The sequence below is a fragment of the Waterburya sp. genome (assembly GCF_058530065.1).
Genome location: NZ_JBZNBU010000040.1, coordinates 1 through 21,212 on the forward strand (window position 1 = coordinate 1; position 21,212 = coordinate 21,212).

Below are 21,212 nucleotides of genomic sequence, written 5' to 3' on the forward strand. Positions count from 1 at the left end.
GACCAAGCTTCTCTAGCCAAACGACCTCTTGATTCGTATTCGGCAGCATGACTTTCGACGATTTTTTCTAAATTTTTTAGCTCGGACTGCTTGATAAATAAAGCAAAACTATGCCAATCAGGTCCTGCTGGAGGCAGCCATTTATCGGAAATAATTACAGGTGCTACTCCGAGTTTCATTACTTCAAACAAGCGAATACTACCCCAACCAGCACCTCGCGGACAGAGAACAAACTGGGAATTTTGGATCGTGTCAACGTAATGCTTTTGCTTCGCTTCGCGATTAGGCTGATGAGCTATCCAGTGATTGTAGTCATTTGTGCAACGTATGAGAATATCGCTGCGCTGGAATTTTAATTTGAATAAACGTTTTCGCAGCCAACAGTTTCCAGCACCAACAAAAGAAAGTAAGTATTTTTTTTCTGTATTCTTAGCTTGAGAAAAATCGACAAATTGATTGCGACTATGATTTTCTTGGTAGAGAGCATATATATAGGAACATCCGCGAATCAAATGTTTGCGAAATAACCAGCAAGATTTATTGCCACTAGCATATAAACCCGCCAGCCCAAACAAGGGACTATCTGCCATATTAATCGCATAGCATTTGTTTAAATACTTATCTAACAAGCTACTCACACAAGGTTCGCTCAAATCTTCCTGAGTAATGATAATGGCGTCCGCTGCTGCGGGATTTTCCACCAGACTATGTATTTGAGGTTGAGCGATTGCAGCTAATTCTTGCAGATATATTTTTCGTTTTGGTTTTTCAAGATTGTTTGCTATGTAAATTTTCATCGATCGATCGCCTTAAATAATGCCTAGTTATATAGCTAAATTTAGGTGTTGGCATAGCCAAATTCGTGTTGCGTTTGATGATATTTCCAAAGTTCGCCTTTTCTGAGCAATAACTCGGAGTAAGCACCCTGTTCGACTATCCTGCCTCTTTCCAAGACGACTACTTTATCCGCCTTAGCAATGGTAGATAAGCGATGGGCGATCGCAATTACGGTACGACCCCGTACTAGTTGGTCTAAAGATTCTTGAATTAACTGTTCGGTGACAGAATCTAAAGCACTGGTAGCCTCATCTAAAATTAAAATATCGGGATTACGCAGTAAAGCGCGGGCGATGGCAATACGCTGTCTTTGACCCCCCGATAGCCGAACTCCGCGATCGCCCAACACGGTATCTAACCCCTCTGGTAGTTCTTGGATAAACTCTGCAGCATGAGCGAGTTGGGCTACTTGCCAAATGTCTTTTTCCTTGATTTGTGTCAAACCATAAGCAATATTGTCTCGAACTGAAGTATTAAAAATAAAGGTATCTTGGCTGACAATTGCCATCTGGCGACGCACCGATCCAATCTCAAAGTGTTTGAGATTTTCTCCGTCCAAAAGAATCGAACCTACCGTCGGGTCATAAAAGCGAGGAATGAGATCGGCTAAAGTGCTTTTTCCCGCTCCCGATGCACCGACAAGGGCGGTAACTTTGCCCTTAGCAATCTCTAGATTGAGATTTTGTAAGATCGGACTATGGGAATCGTAGCCAAAATCGACTGACAAAAAATTAATTCCCTGTTGGAGTCCTGTAAATTCGCGACTGCCGTTGTCTAGGTAAGGTTTATCATCGCTGGTCAACAGCTTTTTGAGGTTGTCGATCGAACCCTGAAAACGGCTGAGATTTTCTCTAGCTGAATTTACCTGGGAGACTAAAGGCATCATCCGAAATAAGACAAACATAAAAGTTAGCAAGGATGATGTATGCAAACCTCCGTTTAAGATAAAAAGATTAAAGGCAATCACCACCATTACAATCAAAATAGTGCTAGCCACCGCATCAGCCAGAGGATAGACCGACGCAGAGATAGCCGCAACGCGATCTTCGGCTTGCAGGACATCATTACTGGCTCGATAAAATCGCCGACGCTCAAAATCTTCGGCTGCCGAACCCTTGACGGTGCGAATACCGTTAATAAATTGAATTGCCATAGAAGCAACCTGTCCGTTGACTATGGGTACGGCAAAACTAGCTTCGCGTACTCGACGAATCAATGATGATAGCCCGACTGAAAGCAAAGCATAGAGCAAAATTGCTGTTAAGGATAATTGCCAAGAAAGCCAAAACATCGAAACTACATAGGCAAGCATAGTCGCCCCTCTGGTAATCAGGTTGGAAAAGACCTGAAAAGCCTGTTTGATCTGATTAATTTCCGTAGTCAGACTATTAATCAAATCCCCAGAACGACTGGTGGTATAGTAACTCAGGCTCAAACTCTGAAGTTGCTCGAATAATCTTTGGCGCAGGCGATCGCACAAATTAGATTGAGCTAATCGCGAATAATAAATCCCTAAATAATTTAAAAGCGATCGCAGCCAAATTGCCACCAAAATTAAGGCTGAAAGGCGGTAGATCCTGGCTGAGGGAGAGGCTTGAGTTGCCAAGAGATGCAGATCTAACCACTCAATGCCTACTTCGATAGGCGGTTTTTCAGGCGTAGTTAATACCTGTAAAAAAGAAGCAATAAAGCCGATAGTAGTACCCTCTAACATCGCAGCCAGCAAGGTACAAGCAATGGCGAGGGTCACGATCGAGCGAAAGTGTTTAAATTCTCTAAGGATAATAAAATTATCTTGCCATAATCTTGTGGCTTTAATTAATTTACGAATCGGCTGCGGTAGTTTAAAACGAATTAGCATTATTTTAATAAGCACCAAAACCAGACAAAACTTTAGGCACGGTTAGCAACAGAATTTTAAAATCCCGAACTAGAGACCACTGATGTAAATACTCAAGATCGTATTTAGTCACGACCTTAAGATCTAACAATTGAGAACGGGCTTTTACTTGCCAAGCCCCAGTTATTCCAGGCAAGACGGTCAATCTTTTTTGGTCTGTTTTAGCCAGACGCAAAGCATCATACAAAGCCCAAGGGCGAGGGCCGACCAGACTCAATTCTCCTCGCAGCACATTGACCAATTGGGGCAGTTCATCAATACTATATCTCCGCAGCAATCTACCCACCGACGTGATGCGCGGATCGCCAGCTAATTTGTGTAAACCTTTTTGTTCGCCCATCACCTGATGGTGTCGAGCTTCGGCATCGGCAATCATGGTGCGAAACTTATAGATGCGAAACAGTTTACCCCTTTCTCCTACCCGCCACTGACAAAAGAAAATGGGGCCTGGAGCAAAAATTTTAATTAGTAAAGCAGTCAACAACATTAGAGGACTGAGCAAGACGAGTAAAACCAAAGCAGCTAACCAATCGCAGATTCTTTTAAATCGCCAATAAAGAGTCTGACGACAATTAGGCAGGTCACTATTAGAGAGGACGCGCAGAAAAATTGGCTTATTAGCTTGATGGCAAGTATCAGCCCAAAGTTTAATTCCTCTTTCGCCCAAAGCGCGATCTACACAGACCCTCTTGACCAAAGAATTACGCAAACAATTTTTCAACCACTTTTTCCTAGTCAAAGCAGGAAAACTATATTTAGCATCATGAGGAATACTTTTGACCCAAAGATTTTTCTGTCGCCATTTAAGATCGCAAAGGGGTAAATAACTTTGGACTTGAGGCAAATCTAAATCTAGAGTCAGAACTTTGCAGGTTTGAAGTATGATATTGGCTGTCATATTCTTGTGGGAAATATTAGTTTTGCTGGGGTAATAAATATTCAGTTGGAACGCCGTATTTTTGAGTAGTTTCAGGACAATCATTTGCCACGATGCCCAAAATATTTAACTTATTCAATAAAGCGTTAGCTTGATGCAGTTCGGAAGTCTTAATCTTATTCAAACGAATCATTAGCACCGAGGTGTCGCAGCAAGAAGCGACTTTAACCGCATCTACCATTCCTTTCGTCGGAGAGGTATCGACTAAAATCAGATCGTAGTTTTGTTTTTCTCGTTCGATCAAATCTTGTAGCCGAGAAGAGTTGAGCAATTTAACTGGATCTGACGGTCTAAAACCAGAGGTAATCAGGTCGATATTCTCTCCCAGCAAGGAAACTTGCCGAATCATGGGAATATCAATTTCTCCTGCTAAAAAATTAGCCAAACCAAATTGATTATCGAGGTCAAAAAACTTATGCAGACTAGGGCTGCGCAGATCCGCATCAATAACGAGAACTTTTTGTTGATGGCGGACTACGCTCAAAGCCAAGCCTAAAATAAAAGTAGATTTACCTTCTCCTGCAAGTACGCTTGTTACCGCCAAAGATTGTAGGGGTGAATTGCCAGGATATAGCTTAAAGTTTTCATAGATTAGGTCTAGAGCTTCGCGAAATGGCTGCCACTGAATCACCTCGGCTATCGCCACAGCAGGATTAGTAGAAGAACTGGATAAAAAGGGAAGTCGAGTCAAAAAACGCTCGGCAGCAGATAAAGAGAAACTGGGGGTAGTTCCCAAAAGAGGTAAAGTAGTTTCTCGCTTAATTGCATCAGAATCAATTATTCGTTCATCACTGGCTTCTTTGATCAAAGCTGCTCCTCCTCCGAGGAAGAGAGCTATGACGACACTCAACGACCAGTATTTGAGCATACTAGGGGCTACTTGCTCTCCTAATTGAGGCGGTTCGATAACTTGCCAATCAAATCCACCGCGATTTAATTCTATTTCTAGCTCTTGCTTGGCTTCTAATAGTTTTTGTAACGCCTCTCTTTTAATTTGGGCTTCTTGAGCCAAATTTCTGTATTGGGCGATCAATTCAGGAAACTGGACTAATTTCTGATTGAGTTTGACTTCAGTCTCGGCTAGGTTAGAATCTCGCGCTCTCATTCCCTTCAATTGGGCTTGAGATTCGGTAATCACATCCAAAAATTTAGTATCGCTACCAACAAATTGTCCTTGTTTTTGCAAAGATTCTAGTTCTGTAGCAAAATTAGCTGGTACTTCGCCCAAAACTCTTTCTGTTTCTTGAATCAACAAGCTCTTCTGACTATCTCTTCTTTCGATCAGCTCTTGAATTACGGGGTTGTTCTCCGTGAATTTTTTGCGCTGGGTCGCCAAATCTATTTCGATCGCCTGCAATCTGTTGAGTAAATTTTGATAGCGAGGAGATTGACTCAAACGAGACAATGCTATGGCATTTTCTCTAGATAATCCCAATTGCTCTTGTAGGCTGGTGTAATTTCCCGTGGTTTGCCCTTGCTGAGCTTTGAGGATTTCTCTTTCTTGGGCAATTTGTCGAATATTTACTTTAAGAGCGATCGCTTCTTGTTCGGGAGAAATTAGATTATGTTCCTTGCTCAACGCAGTCAAAGCAGCTTCGGCTTGAATTAAATCGTTCCGCGCTTTGGGAATTTGATTATTAATGAACTCTAATCCATTTTTCAGACGCTTTTCTTGCTGTTCGAGATTATACTCCAAATAAACTTCTCTAATTGCTTCTAAAACTCTTTTGGTTTCTGTGGGGCTGTTAGCCGTATAAATTGTCTCGATTATTTTAGTTTCCGCGTCTTCTTTAGCGTTTGATGCTTTTTGTTCGTTAATGATTTGCGATACGACCAGCGATTCTCTCAGTTGTTCGACAATTTCGGTTTTGCTGCGCTCGGAATCCGACCACCCCAGCTTGTCAATCACCTTGCTCAATATTTCCGAACTTGTCAGTACTTTTAATTGAGTGGCATAGTCAATCTCAACAGTCGCGTCGGCAAATTGCCGTTCTAAGTATTTATTGTTGCCAAAATTATTTTGTACCTCTTTGGCTTTATAGTTAGACTCTAGAAGCACCTGCATATAACTTTCGTAAACAGGCTTCTTCATTAGAGATAAAGGCAGACAAACAGCTAAGACACCGACGAAAACTCCCGCAAACCAAAAACGGCGACGCACGAAAGTGTTCAATAACTGTCCGTAACCTAAGTCATTTTGTGTTTCCCACTCCTGGTAATTCTGAGTCGTATCCATGTTTATACTGCAACCTCACTAGCTAACCACTTAGAATTTAGTTTCAAGTTTTGGATCGTCGAGCGATCGCAATACTTTTCAAGAACTTTTATTACTTGTTGAAAAAATACAGCCTGAGAAAAATTATTATTTGCGTGTTCGCGAATTTTGGCATAATCCCACTTTTGGGCTTCTAGTTGTTTAATTGCCAATTGCAAGGCATCGGGAGATTGAGGATTAAATAAAATGCCAGTTTCGCGGTCAATTTGGGTATCCAAAACCCCTCCCGCACCATAAGCAATGACAGGCGTACCGCTAGCGTTAGCTTCAATCGGCACTAAACCATAATCTTCTAAGGCAGTAACTACCACAGCTTTCGCTTTTGCCATCAAATGGGTACGCCAGCGATCGTCTACAAATCCTAAAAATTTGATATTGTCTAAAGCACTTTGTTCCAAACGCCTGCGTTCTGGACCATCACCGATGATAATTAAAGGTAATCCTAGCCAGTTGAATGTCTCGATCGCAATATCTAATCTTTTATAACTAATCATGCGTGAGGAAATTAAATAATAGTCCTCTTTATCAGGAGAAAAAACAAACTTATTTGTGTTAATAGGATAATTAATTACTAAAGCCTTTTTCTTATATACTTGCTTAATTCTCTGCGCTACAGTAGTAGAGTTTGCTATATACACATCTGGTTCTTGAGCATATTTTAAATCCTGTTCTCGTAAAGATTGGATGATAGGCTTAATTAGAAAAGAAAACTTTTTATAACTGCTGTATTCTTCTAGATATGTTTGAGTGTCCCAAAGAAAACGAGTCACATTATGACAAAAACAGATATGTATTGCTCCTGGTCTTTTTATCACTCCTTTAGCAAAGCTAGAAGTACTACTAATAATGAGGTCATAGTCTTGCAGATCGAGCTGACGAAAAGCTGAATAATATAAGGGGGCAAAAAGACGAAAGCTTTTTTTACTCCCAGGTATCTTCTGTAAAAAAGTTGTTTGAACGGAGCGTTGTGAAAGATCTATAGTGTTTTCCAAGTCATATATGGATGAGTAAACATCAGCTCGATTGAAAAATTGGCATAGTAATTCAAAAACTCTTTCTGCCCCACCCAATTGTGTTAAATAATCATGTACTAAAGCTATTTTCATTACTATATTTTTATAATACCTGTCTAATAAGGAGCTTATAATTTGTACAATTTTATTAATTGTTAAAAGCTTTTAATTGAGCATTTTTTTAAAATTGCTTGTGGCTATGTTTGAATAACTATAGTCCACAATATCAATTCAAATAAATCCCGATCTAGTGAGTAAAAAGTAATATAAAGGTACGCTCGAAGTTGTGTTACAACAGTATTTGCAAGCGAAAAAATTAGACGATAAAAATAGGTCAACTGACATTCCGCAGTTGAATCATTCAAAAAATTAATTAAACGAATTTACTGAATTCTAAGCCTGAGATAACTATCGCTAATCGAAATAATGTTTAGTTCATTAAGGCGATCGCCAACATAACATTACTAGCCTATAATTATTACACAACAAGCATTTGGGCTAATATCAAGCTAATTAGGGCTTGCTGAAAAACTAAGATTTGAGAGGATATCTGTTGTAAAGCTATATCAAATGGCAACAAGATCTTGTCTTTTTTAAAAATCAAAAATTTAGACTCACTAATATTACTTAGATTCCGAAGCTCGATATTTAGCTGCTTTAGCTAACAAAGACTCGGCAAAGGCGATCGCATCATCGGCGGAATGTCCCCCTGTAATTTGGGCTAATTCTTTGACTCTGATGTTGTGTTGGTTGAGGGATTTAACTCTGACTACGGTACGAATATCGGGGATAGTCGAACTGCCGTTTTGCTGTTTGGCGGTAGACTTTTCTTCGACGATGGTTTTTTCTACTTTAAAATGTCCGTTTGCCATTGCTGCGATTAGAGGTTGGTGGGTGACGCATAATACTTGGTGTTGTTTGCCTAGTTGATGGAGTTTTTCGGCGATCGCTTGAGCTACTTTTCCCGATACTCCCGCATCGATTTCATCGAAGATTAAAGTACCAGAACTTTCCCCACTCCCGCTAAAACAGGCTTTTAATGCTAGTAAGAAACGGCTCATTTCACCACCCGAAGCGATGATGGATAGGGGTTGTGTGGTTTCCCCTGCATTGGGACTAAAGTAAAATACTACTTTGTCTGCGCCCGTTGCATTGGGGGTAGATGGTTCGAGGCGACATTCAAATATCACTTTATCCATCGCTAGGGGTTTCAATTCTTTGACTAGTTGTTTTTCTAGTTTGGTAGCTGCTTTTTGGCGTAGTTTAGTCAGTTTGGCGCATTCTTGGGTTAAATTAGCTACTGCTAGGTCGTATGCTTCTTGTAGGGTGGCGAGAGATTGTCCTTCTCCCGTAATTTGTTTGAATTCTGCTTCTAATTTTTCGTACAGGGCGATCGCATCTGCTAAATCGGGGCCATATCGACGACATACTTCTTTAAGTTGTCTGATTCGGGTTTCTATATCCCGCAACCGTTCTGGATCTGCTTCTAAGCCATCGTTATAACTGCTGATTTGCTGTCCAGCTTCGACTATTTGCGCCAAACCAGATTGAATCATTTCGAGGATGGGGTCTAATTCCGTATCGTATTCCACCATTTCCATCAGGCAAGATTCGGCTTTACCGATCAGATCTGCTGCTGCGGGTTGGTCGTCATAGCCTTCGTAAAGCATTTGATAGGCTTGGTGTCCTAGTTGTTGCAAATCGACTACATGAGCCAAGCGATCGCGCTCTTGTTCTAGTTCTTCTAGTTCGTTGGGGTTAGTTAGTTCGGCTTCGGTTAAGTCTTTTAGCTGATGTTCGAGAATATCTTGCCGTTGTAGTAGTTCTTGTTCGGTTTTGATGCGGGTTTCTAGTTCTTGCTTGGCTACTTGGCTGGTAGCGTGGAAGTCTGCGACTTTAATTAGTTGTTTGGCGATCGCTTTTCCACCGTAAGCATCTAACAGACTTCTTTGCTTGTCGGCAACGAGCAAATTTACTGTTTGTCCTTGGGCGGTAATTTCTACTAAATGCGATCGCAAGTCATTCATCAATTGACGATTGACTACCACCCCATTTACCCGACTGCGAGAACGAAGACTGGTTTTACCGATAACTATTTCTCGACTGCAAATTAGAGTATTTTCTTCAAAAGGATCGATTTCTTGTTCGAGCAACCAATTAGTTAATTTCTTGCCAATTTGAAAAGTAGCTTCGATAATAGTGCGATCGCTACCACTACGAATCATTCTTAGATTGGGCTTGCCTCCCAATACAATATCAATGGCATCGAGAATAATAGATTTCCCCGCCCCTGTTTCTCCAGTCAGAACGCTCAAACCACTATCTAAATTTAGTTCCAGAGAATCTACTAAGGCAAAATTATTGATTTTTAGATTAACGAGCATCTATAAAATGAATCGAGAATAATATTTTTAATAATCACTACCAGCAGTTTAGCGGAAGAAAAAGCAGAAGATCGGTATTTTTTTATTAAGTTATTTGGATTGTTCGGTAGGGGCTGTTCGCTGGTAGGGGCTGTTCGGACGCGAAGCTAATCCTTTAGGGCGAACAGTCCCTACAGGGTTAATATAATTCGGCGTTTTTGAATTGCTGCATTTTTTGGGCGTTGGCAGCTTCCCCACAACTACGGGGGGTAGGAAAAACCTTGTCGGGGTTAGCCAATCCTTTTTTATTTAATGCCGTGCGGATATATTGCATGGTTTCTAAATCCGTTTCATTAAACATATAGGGCATATAGCAGTTTTTATCCGCACCAATACCATGTTCTCCTGAAAGACTACCCCCCGCATCCACACAAAGTTTGAGTATTTCTCCGCCAATTTCTTCTACGATTTCAAATGCTCCAGGCACGGAATTATCATAAAGAATCAGAGGGTGGAGGTTGCCATCGCCAGCATGAAAGACATTAGCAATTTTATAACCATAGCGATCGCTTAAAGCATTAATTTCTTGGAGAACTTGGGCTAATTTGGTTCGAGGAATAACTCCATCTTGTACGAAATAGTCAGGACTTATATGTCCTGCTGCTGCAAAAGCTGCCTTTCTTCCTTTCCAAAGCTTGGCTCTAGTATCGATGTCATCGGCGGTAGTAATGCTAGTGGCGTTATTTTGCCGACATATGGCTTCTACTTTAGTGCGGTAAGCTTCTACTTCTACTTGTAAGCCGTCTAGCTCGATTAATAATACTGCTTCAGCATCTCTGGCATAACAGCCAGTGGCAACAATATCTTCGACGGCATTAATACTCAAGTTATCCATAATTTCCATGCCCGCAGGAATAATCCCCGAACTAATAATGTCAGCTACCGCAGCACCAGAATCCTCTACGGTAGGGAAATTAGCTAACACTACAAATACTGATTCGGGACGTTTGAGAATGCGTAAGGTAACTTCGGTGGCAATACCTAATGTACCTTCAGAACCCACAAATAAACCCGTCAAATCGTAACCAGGCATTTCTGGTACAATTCCTCCCACATCAACTATTGAGCCGTCGGTCGTGACAATTTTTAACCCTAAGACGTGATTGGTAGTCACTCCATATTTCAAGCAATGGACTCCTCCAGAGTTTTCGGCTACATTACCGCCAATGGAACATATAATCTGACTGGAAGGATCGGGGGCATAATAAAAACCCGCACCACTCACTGCTTGAGTCACCCAATTGTTAATTACTCCTGGCTGTACGGTAATGCAATGATTATCGAGATCTTGCTCTAAAATACGATTCATGCGGGCGGTGACAATCAAAACGCTATCTTCTCTGGGTAATGCTCCTCCAGATAAACCAGTACCCGCACCTCTAGCTATCCAAGGAATGTCGTTATCGTGACAGACTTTGACTGTAGCAGCTACCTCTTCTGTGGTGCGAGGTAAGACAACTAAAGCAGGACGTTGACGATAGCTAGCCAAACCATCGCATTCATAAGTTAGCAATTCTTCTTTGCGACGCACTATCCCATCTTTGCCAACTATAGATTCTAGTTGTTTGATAATCGGGTGCCATTTATTTTTAGTGCTAGAGAAAAATTTATTTAAAATCATTGATTATCGTGAATGGTGGTAATTGAGTTTAAGTTGGCAAGTAGACTGGGCTGGAGTAATTTTAACTTAATTTTCTTAACTTTTGATTTACTATTGACCGCTAGTATTAACTGCTAGGAAACAGCGTACAAATATTATGTATGCCCACAAGGTTTATTTAATAAGTAAATAAGGTATATTTTCATACCTTGTTAGTTTGTTTGAGATAGTGTTGTTATCAAGTTACATATTGGATATGTTTTTCCTCAGCTTAATTAGAATCAAAACGAAAAATAATGCGGTATTAAAAGTTTATCTAAATAGCGTTTTAAGCTATGTCTAATTATAGATGCCAACATTTTTACCTATTTATAAAATCAGATAAATAAGCTAAAAATCATTGTTGGAAAATTGTATAACGGTTAAAAACATACAAAATCCTACGATTTTCTTTTTGTTTGATAATCTTCAAGATATTACAATCGCTATTTATTGTATTTATTCAAAAAATAATTTCATGACACATTTAATTTCTTCTTCTTTGGCTTCTTTAGAATCTTTAATCAACCCAAAACTAAGAAGTCCTTTCACCAACATTCAACAGCAAAAACTAATAGTTCATTGTTGTTATCATAAAGTAGGTACGGCATGGTTTATTAGAGTTCTCAGAGCTATTTCTCGCTCCTATGGACTAAAGTTTCAATGTTGCATTCAAAGCGAACTCCGTCGAAATACAAATATTTTTATGGAATATATGAGTCGCGTTGATGACACTAAGTTACCCCAATATGTTGGTTCTCATATGATCCGAGATCCTAGAGATATTATTGTTTCTGGTTATTTTTATCATCTTTGGACTAAAGAGGAGTGGGCGCATATTCCCAGACACAGTTTAAATAATCTTACTTATCAAGAATATTTGAATTCTCTCGATCGCGATGCGGGTTTGCTAGCAGAAATGGAAGGTACTTCCAAGGAAGTAATCGATGAAATGTCTCAATGGAATTATGATAATCCTAATTTCTTTGAATTCAAATATGAAGAGATTATTCAAGATGAAAAGGCTATTTTCTCGAAGATTTTTCAACATTATCAGTTTACTCCCGAAGCGATAGATAATTGTTTGAGAATTGCCGATAAATTTAGTTTTAGAAATCGAACCAAACGTAAAAAAGGAGTTATTAAGCAAAAGTCTCATCTCCGTTCTGGTCGTGCCGAACAATGGAAAGAATTATTTAAACCCCATCACAAACAAAGATTTAAAGAACTGTTTGGCGATGTTTTAATTGATTTGGGCTATGAAACTAGTAATGATTGGTAGGTAATAAGTAATAAGTAATAGGTAATAAGTAATAAGTTAGAATTGAAACGTGCGATCGATTGAGTCAAAAAATTGAATGCAGATTATCAAACTTAAATTTAGGCAAGTACCAGAACGAGGTTTTTTGGTTACCCTCAGTTGTAACAATCAGCCTTGGGAAGTAGAGGGCTATTTAGGTTTGATGCCAATTGCATTAAAAACTGCCTTACAAGAATGGCAAAGTAATTATCGCACTTTAGATGGGATACGTTCTCATCTTAATATAAGAGGGAATTTTCGAGTAATTCCGAAATCGGTACGAGTTTCTTCTTCTACAAAAGCGATCGATGCAGTTAAAACCAATCTCAATCTTTGGTTAAATAGTACCCATCGTGAATGGCAAACAATTCGTGATGGTTTGATCTCTTTTGCCAATCAACTCAAGGAAGAAGAAGTTCAAATTATTATTAATACTCAAAATATCGATCTTTGTCGTCTTCCTTGGCAAGAATGGGATTTATTAAGACAATATTATCCTCAAACAGAAGTAGCGATTAGTACTCCAACTGCCAAAGATTTAGCTATTGTTAATTCTCTAGATACTATTACTAAGAAAAAAGCGAGAATTCTTTTGGTAGTCGGTAAAAGTGAAGGCATTAATACGGAATCAGATTTAAAATTAGTTCGAGATTTATTGGGTAAGAAAGCAGAAATCATCTGTTTATTACAACCAACTCTTAAGGAGTTAGGGACTGCTTTATGGTGCGAACTTGGTTACGATATTTTTATTTTTACGGGACATAGTGGTAGTAATGAAGATGGAACTATTGGTTGGATTGAGGTTAATAATACCGAACGTTTGACTATTGAAGAATTCAAAGAATCTTTCAAGCAAGCTATCGATCGCGGTTTACAATTGGCTATTTTTAATTCTTGCGATGGTCTGGGTTTAGCCGATCGTTTGAGTGAGTTGAATTTAGCGCAAATTATTGTGATGAGCGAACCAGTTCCCGATGAAATTGCGATCGAGTTTTTATCTCATTTTTTTCAAGAACTAATTAACTATAATTCTTTATTTTATTCGGTACATAAAGCTCGTAAGAAATTGGAGCATTTTAATAGTCGCTATCCTGGGGCAATTTGGTTGCCTACTTTATGTTTAAAACCTGCTAGTAGTTATTTTAATTGGCAAGCGATCGAACAACCTAATGTCTTTTTTCAAGAAAATCAGTCAGAAGTAAAGAAAACTAGTCCGATCGATAGAATTCTGCAATTTTTTTTAGTTATAACTATTTGTTTGATCGCTTTTATTATTGGAGTTAGTTCTAATTTAATTTTTCCCCAACTAGATACTGATTTTATTACTCAACCTATAGAAAATATAGCCAATCGCTATATCGATCGCGAATCCCAATTCAATTTTCCTCTAGGAACTTGGCAATATAGCGGTAGTACTACTTGGCAACCAATCTGTTCCGCGATTGCCGATCGATTACAAGTAAAATATCCCAATTTCAAATTAATTTATACCTATCATCCTAGATTGCCTAATGGTTCGGGTACGGGGATAAAAATGTTATTAGACGGACAGATTTCTTTTGCTCTTTCTTCTCGTCCAGTAGAAGATGATGAATACGATTCTGCTATTCTTCGCGGTAAAATTCTCAAACAAGTTCCCGTTGCGATCGATGGAGTTGCTATTGTAGTTAATTCTCAGCTAAATATCGATGGTTTGACTGTCAAACAACTAGAAGCTATCTATCGCGGAAAAATTACCAATTGGGCGGAACTTGGCGGGCAAGATTTACCGATAATTCCCTACGCTCGTCCCTTACAAAGTGGCACTACAGAATTCTTCCGCAACAACATTTTAAAAGATCGTACTTATGGCAGAAATGTTGTTTTTATTGAAGATTCTAATTATGCAATTCAAAAAGTAACGGATTCCAATAATTTAGGAGGAATTTATTTTGTCTCGGCATCAGAAGTAATTAATAATTGCAATCTAAAAATATTGCCGCTCGCCCGTCGTTCTGGTAGTGGGTTTTTAAGTTTAGCAACATCTCAAGCTAGATGCGATCGTCAAGAAAAAAGATTGAATCTTAAAGTATTACAAACTGGAGAATATCCTTTAGTCCGTCGCTTATTTGTGATTATTGAAATTAATAGTCCGATTGATGAAGAAGTAGGAGAAGCTTATAAAAATTATTTACTATCTAAACCAGGACAAGAAATAATAGCTAAAAGCGGTTTTATTCCCATTCGCTATTTTTAATAACTAACAAACATCAGAAAACAAATCTAGTAATTTACTTACTGTCTTATCCCAGCTAAATTGTTTAGCTCTTAGTAATCCTTTGTTGATTAAATTTTGGCGTAAATTTGGATTATTTAAAATTTCAGATATTCCTTTGGCAATGTCTTCGATATTAGTAGCATCCACATACAAAACACTATCTCCCCCTACTTCGGGAATAGAAGTGAAATTAGAGGCAATTACGGGACATCCACAAGCCATTGCTTCTAATACTGGTAGTCCAAAACCTTCATAAAGAGAAGCAAATACCAAGCATTGAGCCATAGAATACAAACTGGGTAAATCTTCAGTAGGTACGTAGTTTAAAAAAATAATTCTATCTTTAGCAGAGAGTAAATCTACTTTTTGCTTTAGTCGAGGGTAAAAGAAATCGTCTTTTTTACCAGTGATAACAAACTTAAGCTCGGAATTAGGCAAGCGATCGAAAGCTTGTAAACAGCGGTCGAGATTTTTATAAAATCGCATATCTCCTACATAAAGAAGATATTTATCTAAATTATATTTTTTGAGTAGTTCGGAGTTTTGCCGAGGAGAAAATAGGTTTCGATCTAGTCCATTATAAATAACTTTAATTTTATCTGGATCTAGAGCAAAATATCTGACCAAATCTTTTTTAGTATGTTCGGAAATACTAATAACTCTGACAGAATTTTTCAGAATTAAAGGCAAAATATAAAGATAATAATAACGCCACTTAGGATTGACTTCGGGATATTCTAAGGGAATTAAATCGTGAACTGTAACTATTTGCGGAACGGTTGGAAAAACCACTCCTTCATGAACGGGAGAATAAAATAAATCCAGTTGGTTTTGTTTTAGCTGCCAATTTAAACTAGTTTGATACCAAGATAAGCGTTTGAGATGTCCTTGAATACCCCGATCGGGAGCTAAACTACTGGATACGGGAACGACTAAATCTGAATATTTATCTTGCCAATCATTATTGTGAGTATAAAGCTGAAAATTGAAAGCGCAATCCCTTTCAACTATACCTTCAATTAAATTACTAGTAACTACTCCCAAGCCGCTTTTTGGTTCGCTAACATATATCCCGCTTAGAGCAATTTTCATTTTACAAGCCTGTATAGATAAGAAATTTCATTTCATTGAACCTCGATCGCCAAATAAAAAGCGATCGATAAATAATTATTTATTTATTGTTCTAACTTTTCTATATTTTGATAATTCCCCTATTTCCTTTTAAAGGAAAATTCAGTAGATTACTAATATCGTTGCTTTGTCAAAAATGTATTAAATTTCCGTTACATTCAGACATATAACAGTTTATTAAGGAAAGTCATTTTTAGAAGAAATCTAAGGCTTTCATTCTCAATAAGAAAATATGGCTACCAAAGAATAAGGGTTTTGAAAGGTGAAATTATTTTTGGTACTGTAGTCCCTAAAGCCACATTAATTATAGCCCAGAACCATAGTATTTGCGTTATCTTTTTTTGCATCATTACGATTGATTGAGAAATGTAAAGATAGAAATTTATTAATTTTGGAAACATATAGATAATACTGACTTATATTTAAACCAAAAAAAAGAGCTTGACATTGCCAAACCCTCATTCAAGTTAAAATTAGATAAAAATTAAGATTAGAGATGCAGATACTTCGCTTCTGCTTCCAACTGTTTTACTAGTTTCTCGTTTCCTTGGGCTCTAGCTGCTTCCAGACGGCTGTTTAAGCTTTTACGCATACTTTCGCGGTGACTGTTGCGAGCATTACTAATGATTTCTTTGCGTTTATTGTTCATGATGGACTTTTTATTTATTTGAATAATGCTATTACACTTGAGATATATAAGATAACACTTCTGAAATTAAAATGACTATATAAGTAGCAAATCTTCAAATATCACTAAAGTAGTCACTATTGTCCTATCAAAAGAAAGGCAGCCCATTCATATGGTGCGGGATATTCCTCCATGGTATTTAACATCGCTTGACGCAAAGCTTGAGGACGATCTAGATCGTTATTCAGTTGGCGATAGAAGTCTGTCATTAAGGCAGATGTAGCTAGATCTGGAACATACCACAGAGAGACGATCGCACTCTGCGCCCCTGCCAAGAGAAACGAGCGAGATAAACCAACAACTCCATCCCCAGTAATCGTACCGCGTCCAGTATTGCAAGCACTAAGTACGACTAATTCGGCATTAAGATCGAGATCTAAGATTTCTTCGGCAGTTAAAAACCCTTCACTATTATCGCTGGTGGAAAATGCCAGAGAACTTTGCAAACCTTGATGTTCGTCAAATAAACCATGAGTAGCTAAGTGAATCAAACTGGCTTCCTCCATACTCTCTACAACGCTTTTTTCCGTAGCAGCCTTGCCAATTAAAGGATTAGTTTGCAGAATATCGGCGATCGCTTTAGCTTCGGTTTCTGCCCCTGGTAAATCGGTTAATGATTCGGGCATTGGGGTAGGATTTCCCACAATCAAGGCTCGATCTGATTCGGAAGGCGATCGCTCTAGTTCGATCGCCATAGTTTGAATCGAAGGAGCAATTTGTAAAGTATGTTGTTCGATTAAAAAGTCTCCTGCATCGTCTTGTAAGGCGGGAAAAGGGACGAGAAATAATGCTTCTTGAGGAATAAAAACTACTAAATCTTCAGGATTTGGGGGCAAAAGATCTTTAATCGGTGCAATTAATAATTTATAGGCATCTCTAGGAAAACTGAGCTTACGACGTACTGTGGGGTTATTAGTGCGATTTTCGCTTCTATAAGAAACTACATAGTCTTTTAGCCTTGGTTTTCTTAAATCTAAGCCTCCCGATGCTGCATCTAAAGAATCTGTAGCTACACTGGCGATCGAAGTATTGAAACTAGTTTTTATAGCTGTTAGATCTAAAGCGCGGAAAGTTATTTTTCCTTGAGGGTTAACTACCCAAATATAAAATTCGGATTCTTCACCCCTACTATCTTGAATGATGGAATAGTTAACGATAGTTGCTTGACGTTTTTGAGCGACTGCTTTAATTTCCTTCAAACTTGGAGTAGTCAAATCGATTTTTGTTTCCGATCGATCCGATACTCTTTCTCCCAATAATTCAATAAAGGCTCTAGCTCTACCACGCTCGGCAATAATTAAAGCTGTTTCGGGTTTATTTTGAGCTACATAAGCTTGTTGCAATAAGTCGTAAGTCAATTTTTGACTTTCCGCGAGAGAAATTTTTTGTTCGTCTCGCAAGCCTGGGCGCAAAGATTCATAAATCTCAATGCTAGATTCTAAAGTAGAGCTAGCTTGTTTGTATTCTTCCCGCTTCATTTCGATCGCCCCTAAACCACTAAGAGCTTTTGCTTCCCCAATGCGATCGCCGTTGCTTTGCGCCCAACTCAGAGCTTGCTCTAAATAATCAGTTGCCAAGTCATATTTCTGGCGTTGGCTGTAATGGTAGCCCAAATTAATTAAAGTAATTACTCGCCCCACTCCACCAGAATTAGACAGGGTAGCTTCTGCTTCTTGAAAATATTCCAAAGCTCGATTATTCAAACTCAAGTCTGTAGCCAATAAACCCAAATTATTCAATACATATACCTGCCGACTCCACGCTCCAATACTTCGTAATTCCCCCAACGCCTGTTGATATAGCTTGAGAGCTTGATTGCGATCGCCTGTAAGTTGATATGCCCTGCCCAAATTCTCTAGAGTCTTAGCTTTACCCACCCGATCGCCAACGGTATTAGGTATGGAAAAAGCTCGCTCGAAGGTTTCTAGGGCTGCATCATATTGTCCGATCTCTAATTGAATCGAGCCAAGGGCATTAAAAGTACGCCGTCTTAAATGACTGTCGCTGTAGGGAGAATTAACTGTTTGGGATAAATATACTTCTGCTTGTTTATATTGTCCTTGATGAAGATATACTTCCCCCAAAGCAATTTTGGCTTCGTTTAACTCTTGCCTTCCCAGGCGATCGCGATCGCCTGATACTTGCAACTTATGTAACCCCACTCTCAAGTTTCCCAAAGCATCCCGAAAGTCTCCCAACTCTAAAGCGATTAAACCTGCTAAAGTCTTTCCTCTACCGTCTTGGCTACTAAAATTAAGTACCTGTAATGCCTGTCGGAGTTTAATCCTTGCTTGCTGGTAGTCTGCCTCTTTGTAATCAATACGAGCTAATTCGATCAGGCAATTATATTGTCCTTGGCGATCGCTCAAACTCTGATAGATTCGCAACGCATTCTGTAACTTGGGTATGGCTGCATACAAACTCCCTAGGGCAATAGTTTCTCTAGCTGCTTGATAATCTCGATCCGCCGTTTGCTTGTTAGCTGGTTGGGCGATCGCAGGTTTTAAATCAACTCCTTCATCTACAGCGACAATCGGAATTAATAAACATAAAAATAATAAATATCGACTAAAAGTAGATCTAAATACCATGAGTTATTTCCTTTCGCTGAACCTAATAACCTAATAACTCTCCTTTCTTAGCCTGTCTCTGCCAATGAAGCAAATTAAACTTGCTGTAAAAATACCGAGTTTATTAGATGAAACAACAACAAAGTCAAATCTACTGCCTCAGAGTCTTAGTTAATAGTTTTTTATCTATTTAAACCGTTATTAATTAGCACTTATTTGGAGTTTTACAGCTAAAATATTCTGCAAAAAATCAAGTTTAGATAAAGTAGTTACTCCAGAAAAATAATAAAATTACTTATCTATTTTTAGCAAGCTAAGTATTTTATAGTAAAAATATTTTATTTATATAAATTAAGCATAAAAAAAGCAATTAATAACTGTAAAAAAAATATCTATTCTTCACCTAATACTTTTGATTAGATCTTATCTTTGAGTATATAGATATACAAACGGAATACTTAAAATAAATACTTGAGAAAAAGTGAATAGCAGAAAAAATAATGAGTGAAATAAATACAGGAGTTGAATTTAACTTCAGTTACGCTCCAGGAGTCTCAGACGATCAAATATTAGGATTTGAAATCGCTGGCGATATTGTATCCCAGCATTTAGCCGATTCTTATGAAGGTCGAAATCTAGAAATTAATATTTATGTTAATAAAACCAATGAATATTTGCCCGATGATGTAGTTGGTGCTTCTTTTCCTGCAATTGAAACGGGAATTAAATATGAACACATCTACGATGCAATTCAAGACGATATCACTACGGGAGTAGATGATATTGTTGCCGATAATTTGCTAGATCGAAAGAAAATTGATGTACTGGTGAGTGGTGAAGTTATCGATCAAAATTTCAAGACTCATGTAACTAGTGCCAATTTGAAAGCATTAGGATTAAAAGAAGGAGATAGTCAAGAGTTAGATGGTTATATCCTGATCAATGATTTTGAGGGGGATCTTTGGAGTTACGATTATCTTGGCACTCCCGAAGCAGGCAAACTAGACTTCCTCAGCATGGCACAACACGAAATTGGTCATGTTCTCGGTTTTATCAGTGGTGCAAAACATACAGAAGATACTGTAGGTAATACTATTACCGACATGACTACTATGGATTTATTCCGTTTTTCTACAGAAAGTGCAGAACTAGGAATAAATGACTTGACCTATGGCGAAGCTACATTTTTCTCGCTCGACGGTGAAGTTAGCTCTCTTGAATTAACCACTGGAGTAGATCACCAAGTAGCTCATATATTATCTGGTAGCGAGCAAGAACGCGCTCTAATGAGTCCTAATATTAGTTTAGGAGAACGTTGGTCTCTTACAGGTAGTGACTTGTTAGTTTTAGATGCCATTGGTTGGGATGTAGTCAACCCTGGCACTATTGATATGGCTGCTATTTATAACAACGCCCAAGCCCAACTAGAATCTGCGGTTATTGAAAATCGTCAAAGCGAGTTTGAAGAAGTTATTCTCAACCAAGAAGCTTATAATTGGGGTAGAACTAGTGGTACTTCTTCTGCTAGCGGTTGGTGGCTAAAAGGCTACTTTATGCAAATTGAAACTGTTGTGGATGCTGAGACTGGAGAAACTAGCTATTATGCCCAAGAAAGCGGTGTAAAGGAATTTTGGCAAGCAGTAGAAGTTGTAACGAGTTGGATTGCAGACAATTGGGGTACTTGGTGGGAAAGTTCTTCGAGTGATAACTGGTGGGAAAGTTCTTTGAGTGATAACTGGTGGGAGAGTTCTTCGAGTAATAACTGGTGGGAGAGTTCTTCGAGTAATAACTGGTGGGAGGGTTCTTCAAGCGATGATGATGATGATGACGATTAAATCTAATTGTCTCTGATTCCCATAAATCTCAATTCATAATCTTTTATCTATGTATCTAACTAAAAGATAGAGTTATCTCTAATTACCGAGTTATTCAACAACAATAAATAATTTATTCTTCAGACGAATTGAAACAAAAGCTTGTATATATCTAGCTTATTGGTTTGATTTGTCTGTTTTTTGTAGCTGTATTTAACCTCAGTTCGGGTTAATACCAATTCTCTATAACAATACACTAAATAAAAAATTCTTCTTTTGTACCTTTGCGTCTCTGCCCAGAACACGAAGCTGGGCTTGCCCCGTTTGGCTCGGGGTAAACGGCTTTGCGAGAAACAAAATCCCAACAATATTACTGCGCTTTTCACATGGGTAGACCACATAATTAAACTTTAAAAACTAAGAACTAA

13 protein-coding genes are annotated in these 21,212 nt (G+C 38.5%); 3 read left to right on the forward strand and 10 right to left on the reverse strand.

The genetic code is table 11. The features are described 5' to 3' along the window. From AC33VI_RS02740 to glcD, 7 genes are all read right to left on the reverse strand, one after another. The coding region (locus AC33VI_RS02740; protein WP_491780740.1) for an exostosin domain-containing protein at positions 1-797 on the reverse strand (797 nt) is incomplete at its 3' end. A gap of 41 nt (positions 798-838) precedes the next feature. Then, the gene (gene hepA, locus AC33VI_RS02745) at positions 839-2,698 is read right to left on the reverse strand and encodes a heterocyst formation ABC transporter subunit HepA (protein WP_491780741.1); all 1,860 of its coding nucleotides are present in this window, start codon (positions 2,696-2,698) and stop codon (positions 839-841) included. 4 nt (positions 2,699-2,702) lie between these two features. After that, entirely contained in the window at positions 2,703-3,635 is a 933-nt protein-coding gene (hepC, locus tag AC33VI_RS02750; RefSeq protein WP_491780742.1) for a heterocyst development glycosyltransferase HepC, read from the reverse strand. Between the two features lie 16 nt (positions 3,636-3,651). After that, entirely contained in the window at positions 3,652-5,910 is a 2,259-nt protein-coding gene (locus AC33VI_RS02755) for a GumC family protein (protein ID WP_491780743.1), read from the reverse strand. A 2-nt stretch (positions 5,911-5,912) separates the two neighbouring features. Further along, positions 5,913-7,055 carry a glycosyltransferase gene (locus tag AC33VI_RS02760; protein ID WP_491780744.1) on the reverse strand — a complete coding sequence of 381 codons (1,143 nt, stop codon included), beginning with the start codon at positions 7,053-7,055 and terminating at the stop codon, positions 5,913-5,915. A gap of 530 nt (positions 7,056-7,585) precedes the next feature. Beyond that, positions 7,586-9,346, reverse strand: coding sequence for a DNA repair protein RecN (gene recN / locus AC33VI_RS02765; RefSeq protein ID WP_491780745.1), 1,761 nt, complete (start codon positions 9,344-9,346; stop codon positions 7,586-7,588). A gap of 178 nt (positions 9,347-9,524) precedes the next feature. Beyond that, the gene (gene glcD / locus AC33VI_RS02770; RefSeq protein ID WP_491780746.1) at positions 9,525-11,006 is read right to left on the reverse strand and encodes a glycolate oxidase subunit GlcD; all 1,482 of its coding nucleotides are present in this window, start codon (positions 11,004-11,006) and stop codon (positions 9,525-9,527) included. A 496-nt stretch (positions 11,007-11,502) separates the two neighbouring features. Between glcD and AC33VI_RS02775 the strand changes: the two genes are divergently transcribed. Both AC33VI_RS02775 and AC33VI_RS02780 read left to right on the forward strand, forming a co-directional pair. Next, the gene (locus AC33VI_RS02775; protein ID WP_491780747.1) at positions 11,503-12,306 is read left to right on the forward strand and encodes a sulfotransferase domain-containing protein; all 804 of its coding nucleotides are present in this window, start codon (positions 11,503-11,505) and stop codon (positions 12,304-12,306) included. Between the two features lie 76 nt (positions 12,307-12,382). Then, on the forward strand, positions 12,383-14,560 hold the full coding sequence (locus AC33VI_RS02780; RefSeq protein ID WP_491780748.1) for a substrate-binding domain-containing protein: 2,178 nt from the start codon (positions 12,383-12,385) through the stop codon (positions 14,558-14,560). A 3-nt stretch (positions 14,561-14,563) separates the two neighbouring features. On the opposite strand, the gene AC33VI_RS02785 is transcribed toward AC33VI_RS02780, so the two are convergent. The 3 genes from AC33VI_RS02785 to AC33VI_RS02795 all read right to left on the reverse strand — a co-directional run bounded on the left by AC33VI_RS02785 (position 14,564) and on the right by AC33VI_RS02795 (position 18,991). After that, on the reverse strand, positions 14,564-15,673 hold the full coding sequence (locus AC33VI_RS02785) for a glycosyltransferase family 4 protein (RefSeq protein WP_491780749.1): 1,110 nt from the start codon (positions 15,671-15,673) through the stop codon (positions 14,564-14,566). Between the two features lie 529 nt (positions 15,674-16,202). After that, entirely contained in the window at positions 16,203-16,361 is a 159-nt protein-coding gene (gene pirA / locus AC33VI_RS02790; protein ID WP_491780750.1) for an arginine synthesis PII-interacting regulator PirA, read from the reverse strand. Positions 16,362-16,477: 116 nt separating this feature from the next. Next, entirely contained in the window at positions 16,478-18,991 is a 2,514-nt protein-coding gene (locus AC33VI_RS02795; protein WP_491780751.1) for a CHAT domain-containing protein, read from the reverse strand. 479 nt (positions 18,992-19,470) lie between these two features. Here AC33VI_RS02795 and AC33VI_RS02800 point away from each other — a divergent pair, with 479 nt between their 5' ends. Further along, the gene (locus AC33VI_RS02800) at positions 19,471-20,805 is read left to right on the forward strand and encodes an NF038122 family metalloprotease (protein ID WP_491780752.1); all 1,335 of its coding nucleotides are present in this window, start codon (positions 19,471-19,473) and stop codon (positions 20,803-20,805) included. Positions 20,806-21,212 lie beyond the last annotated feature (407 nt).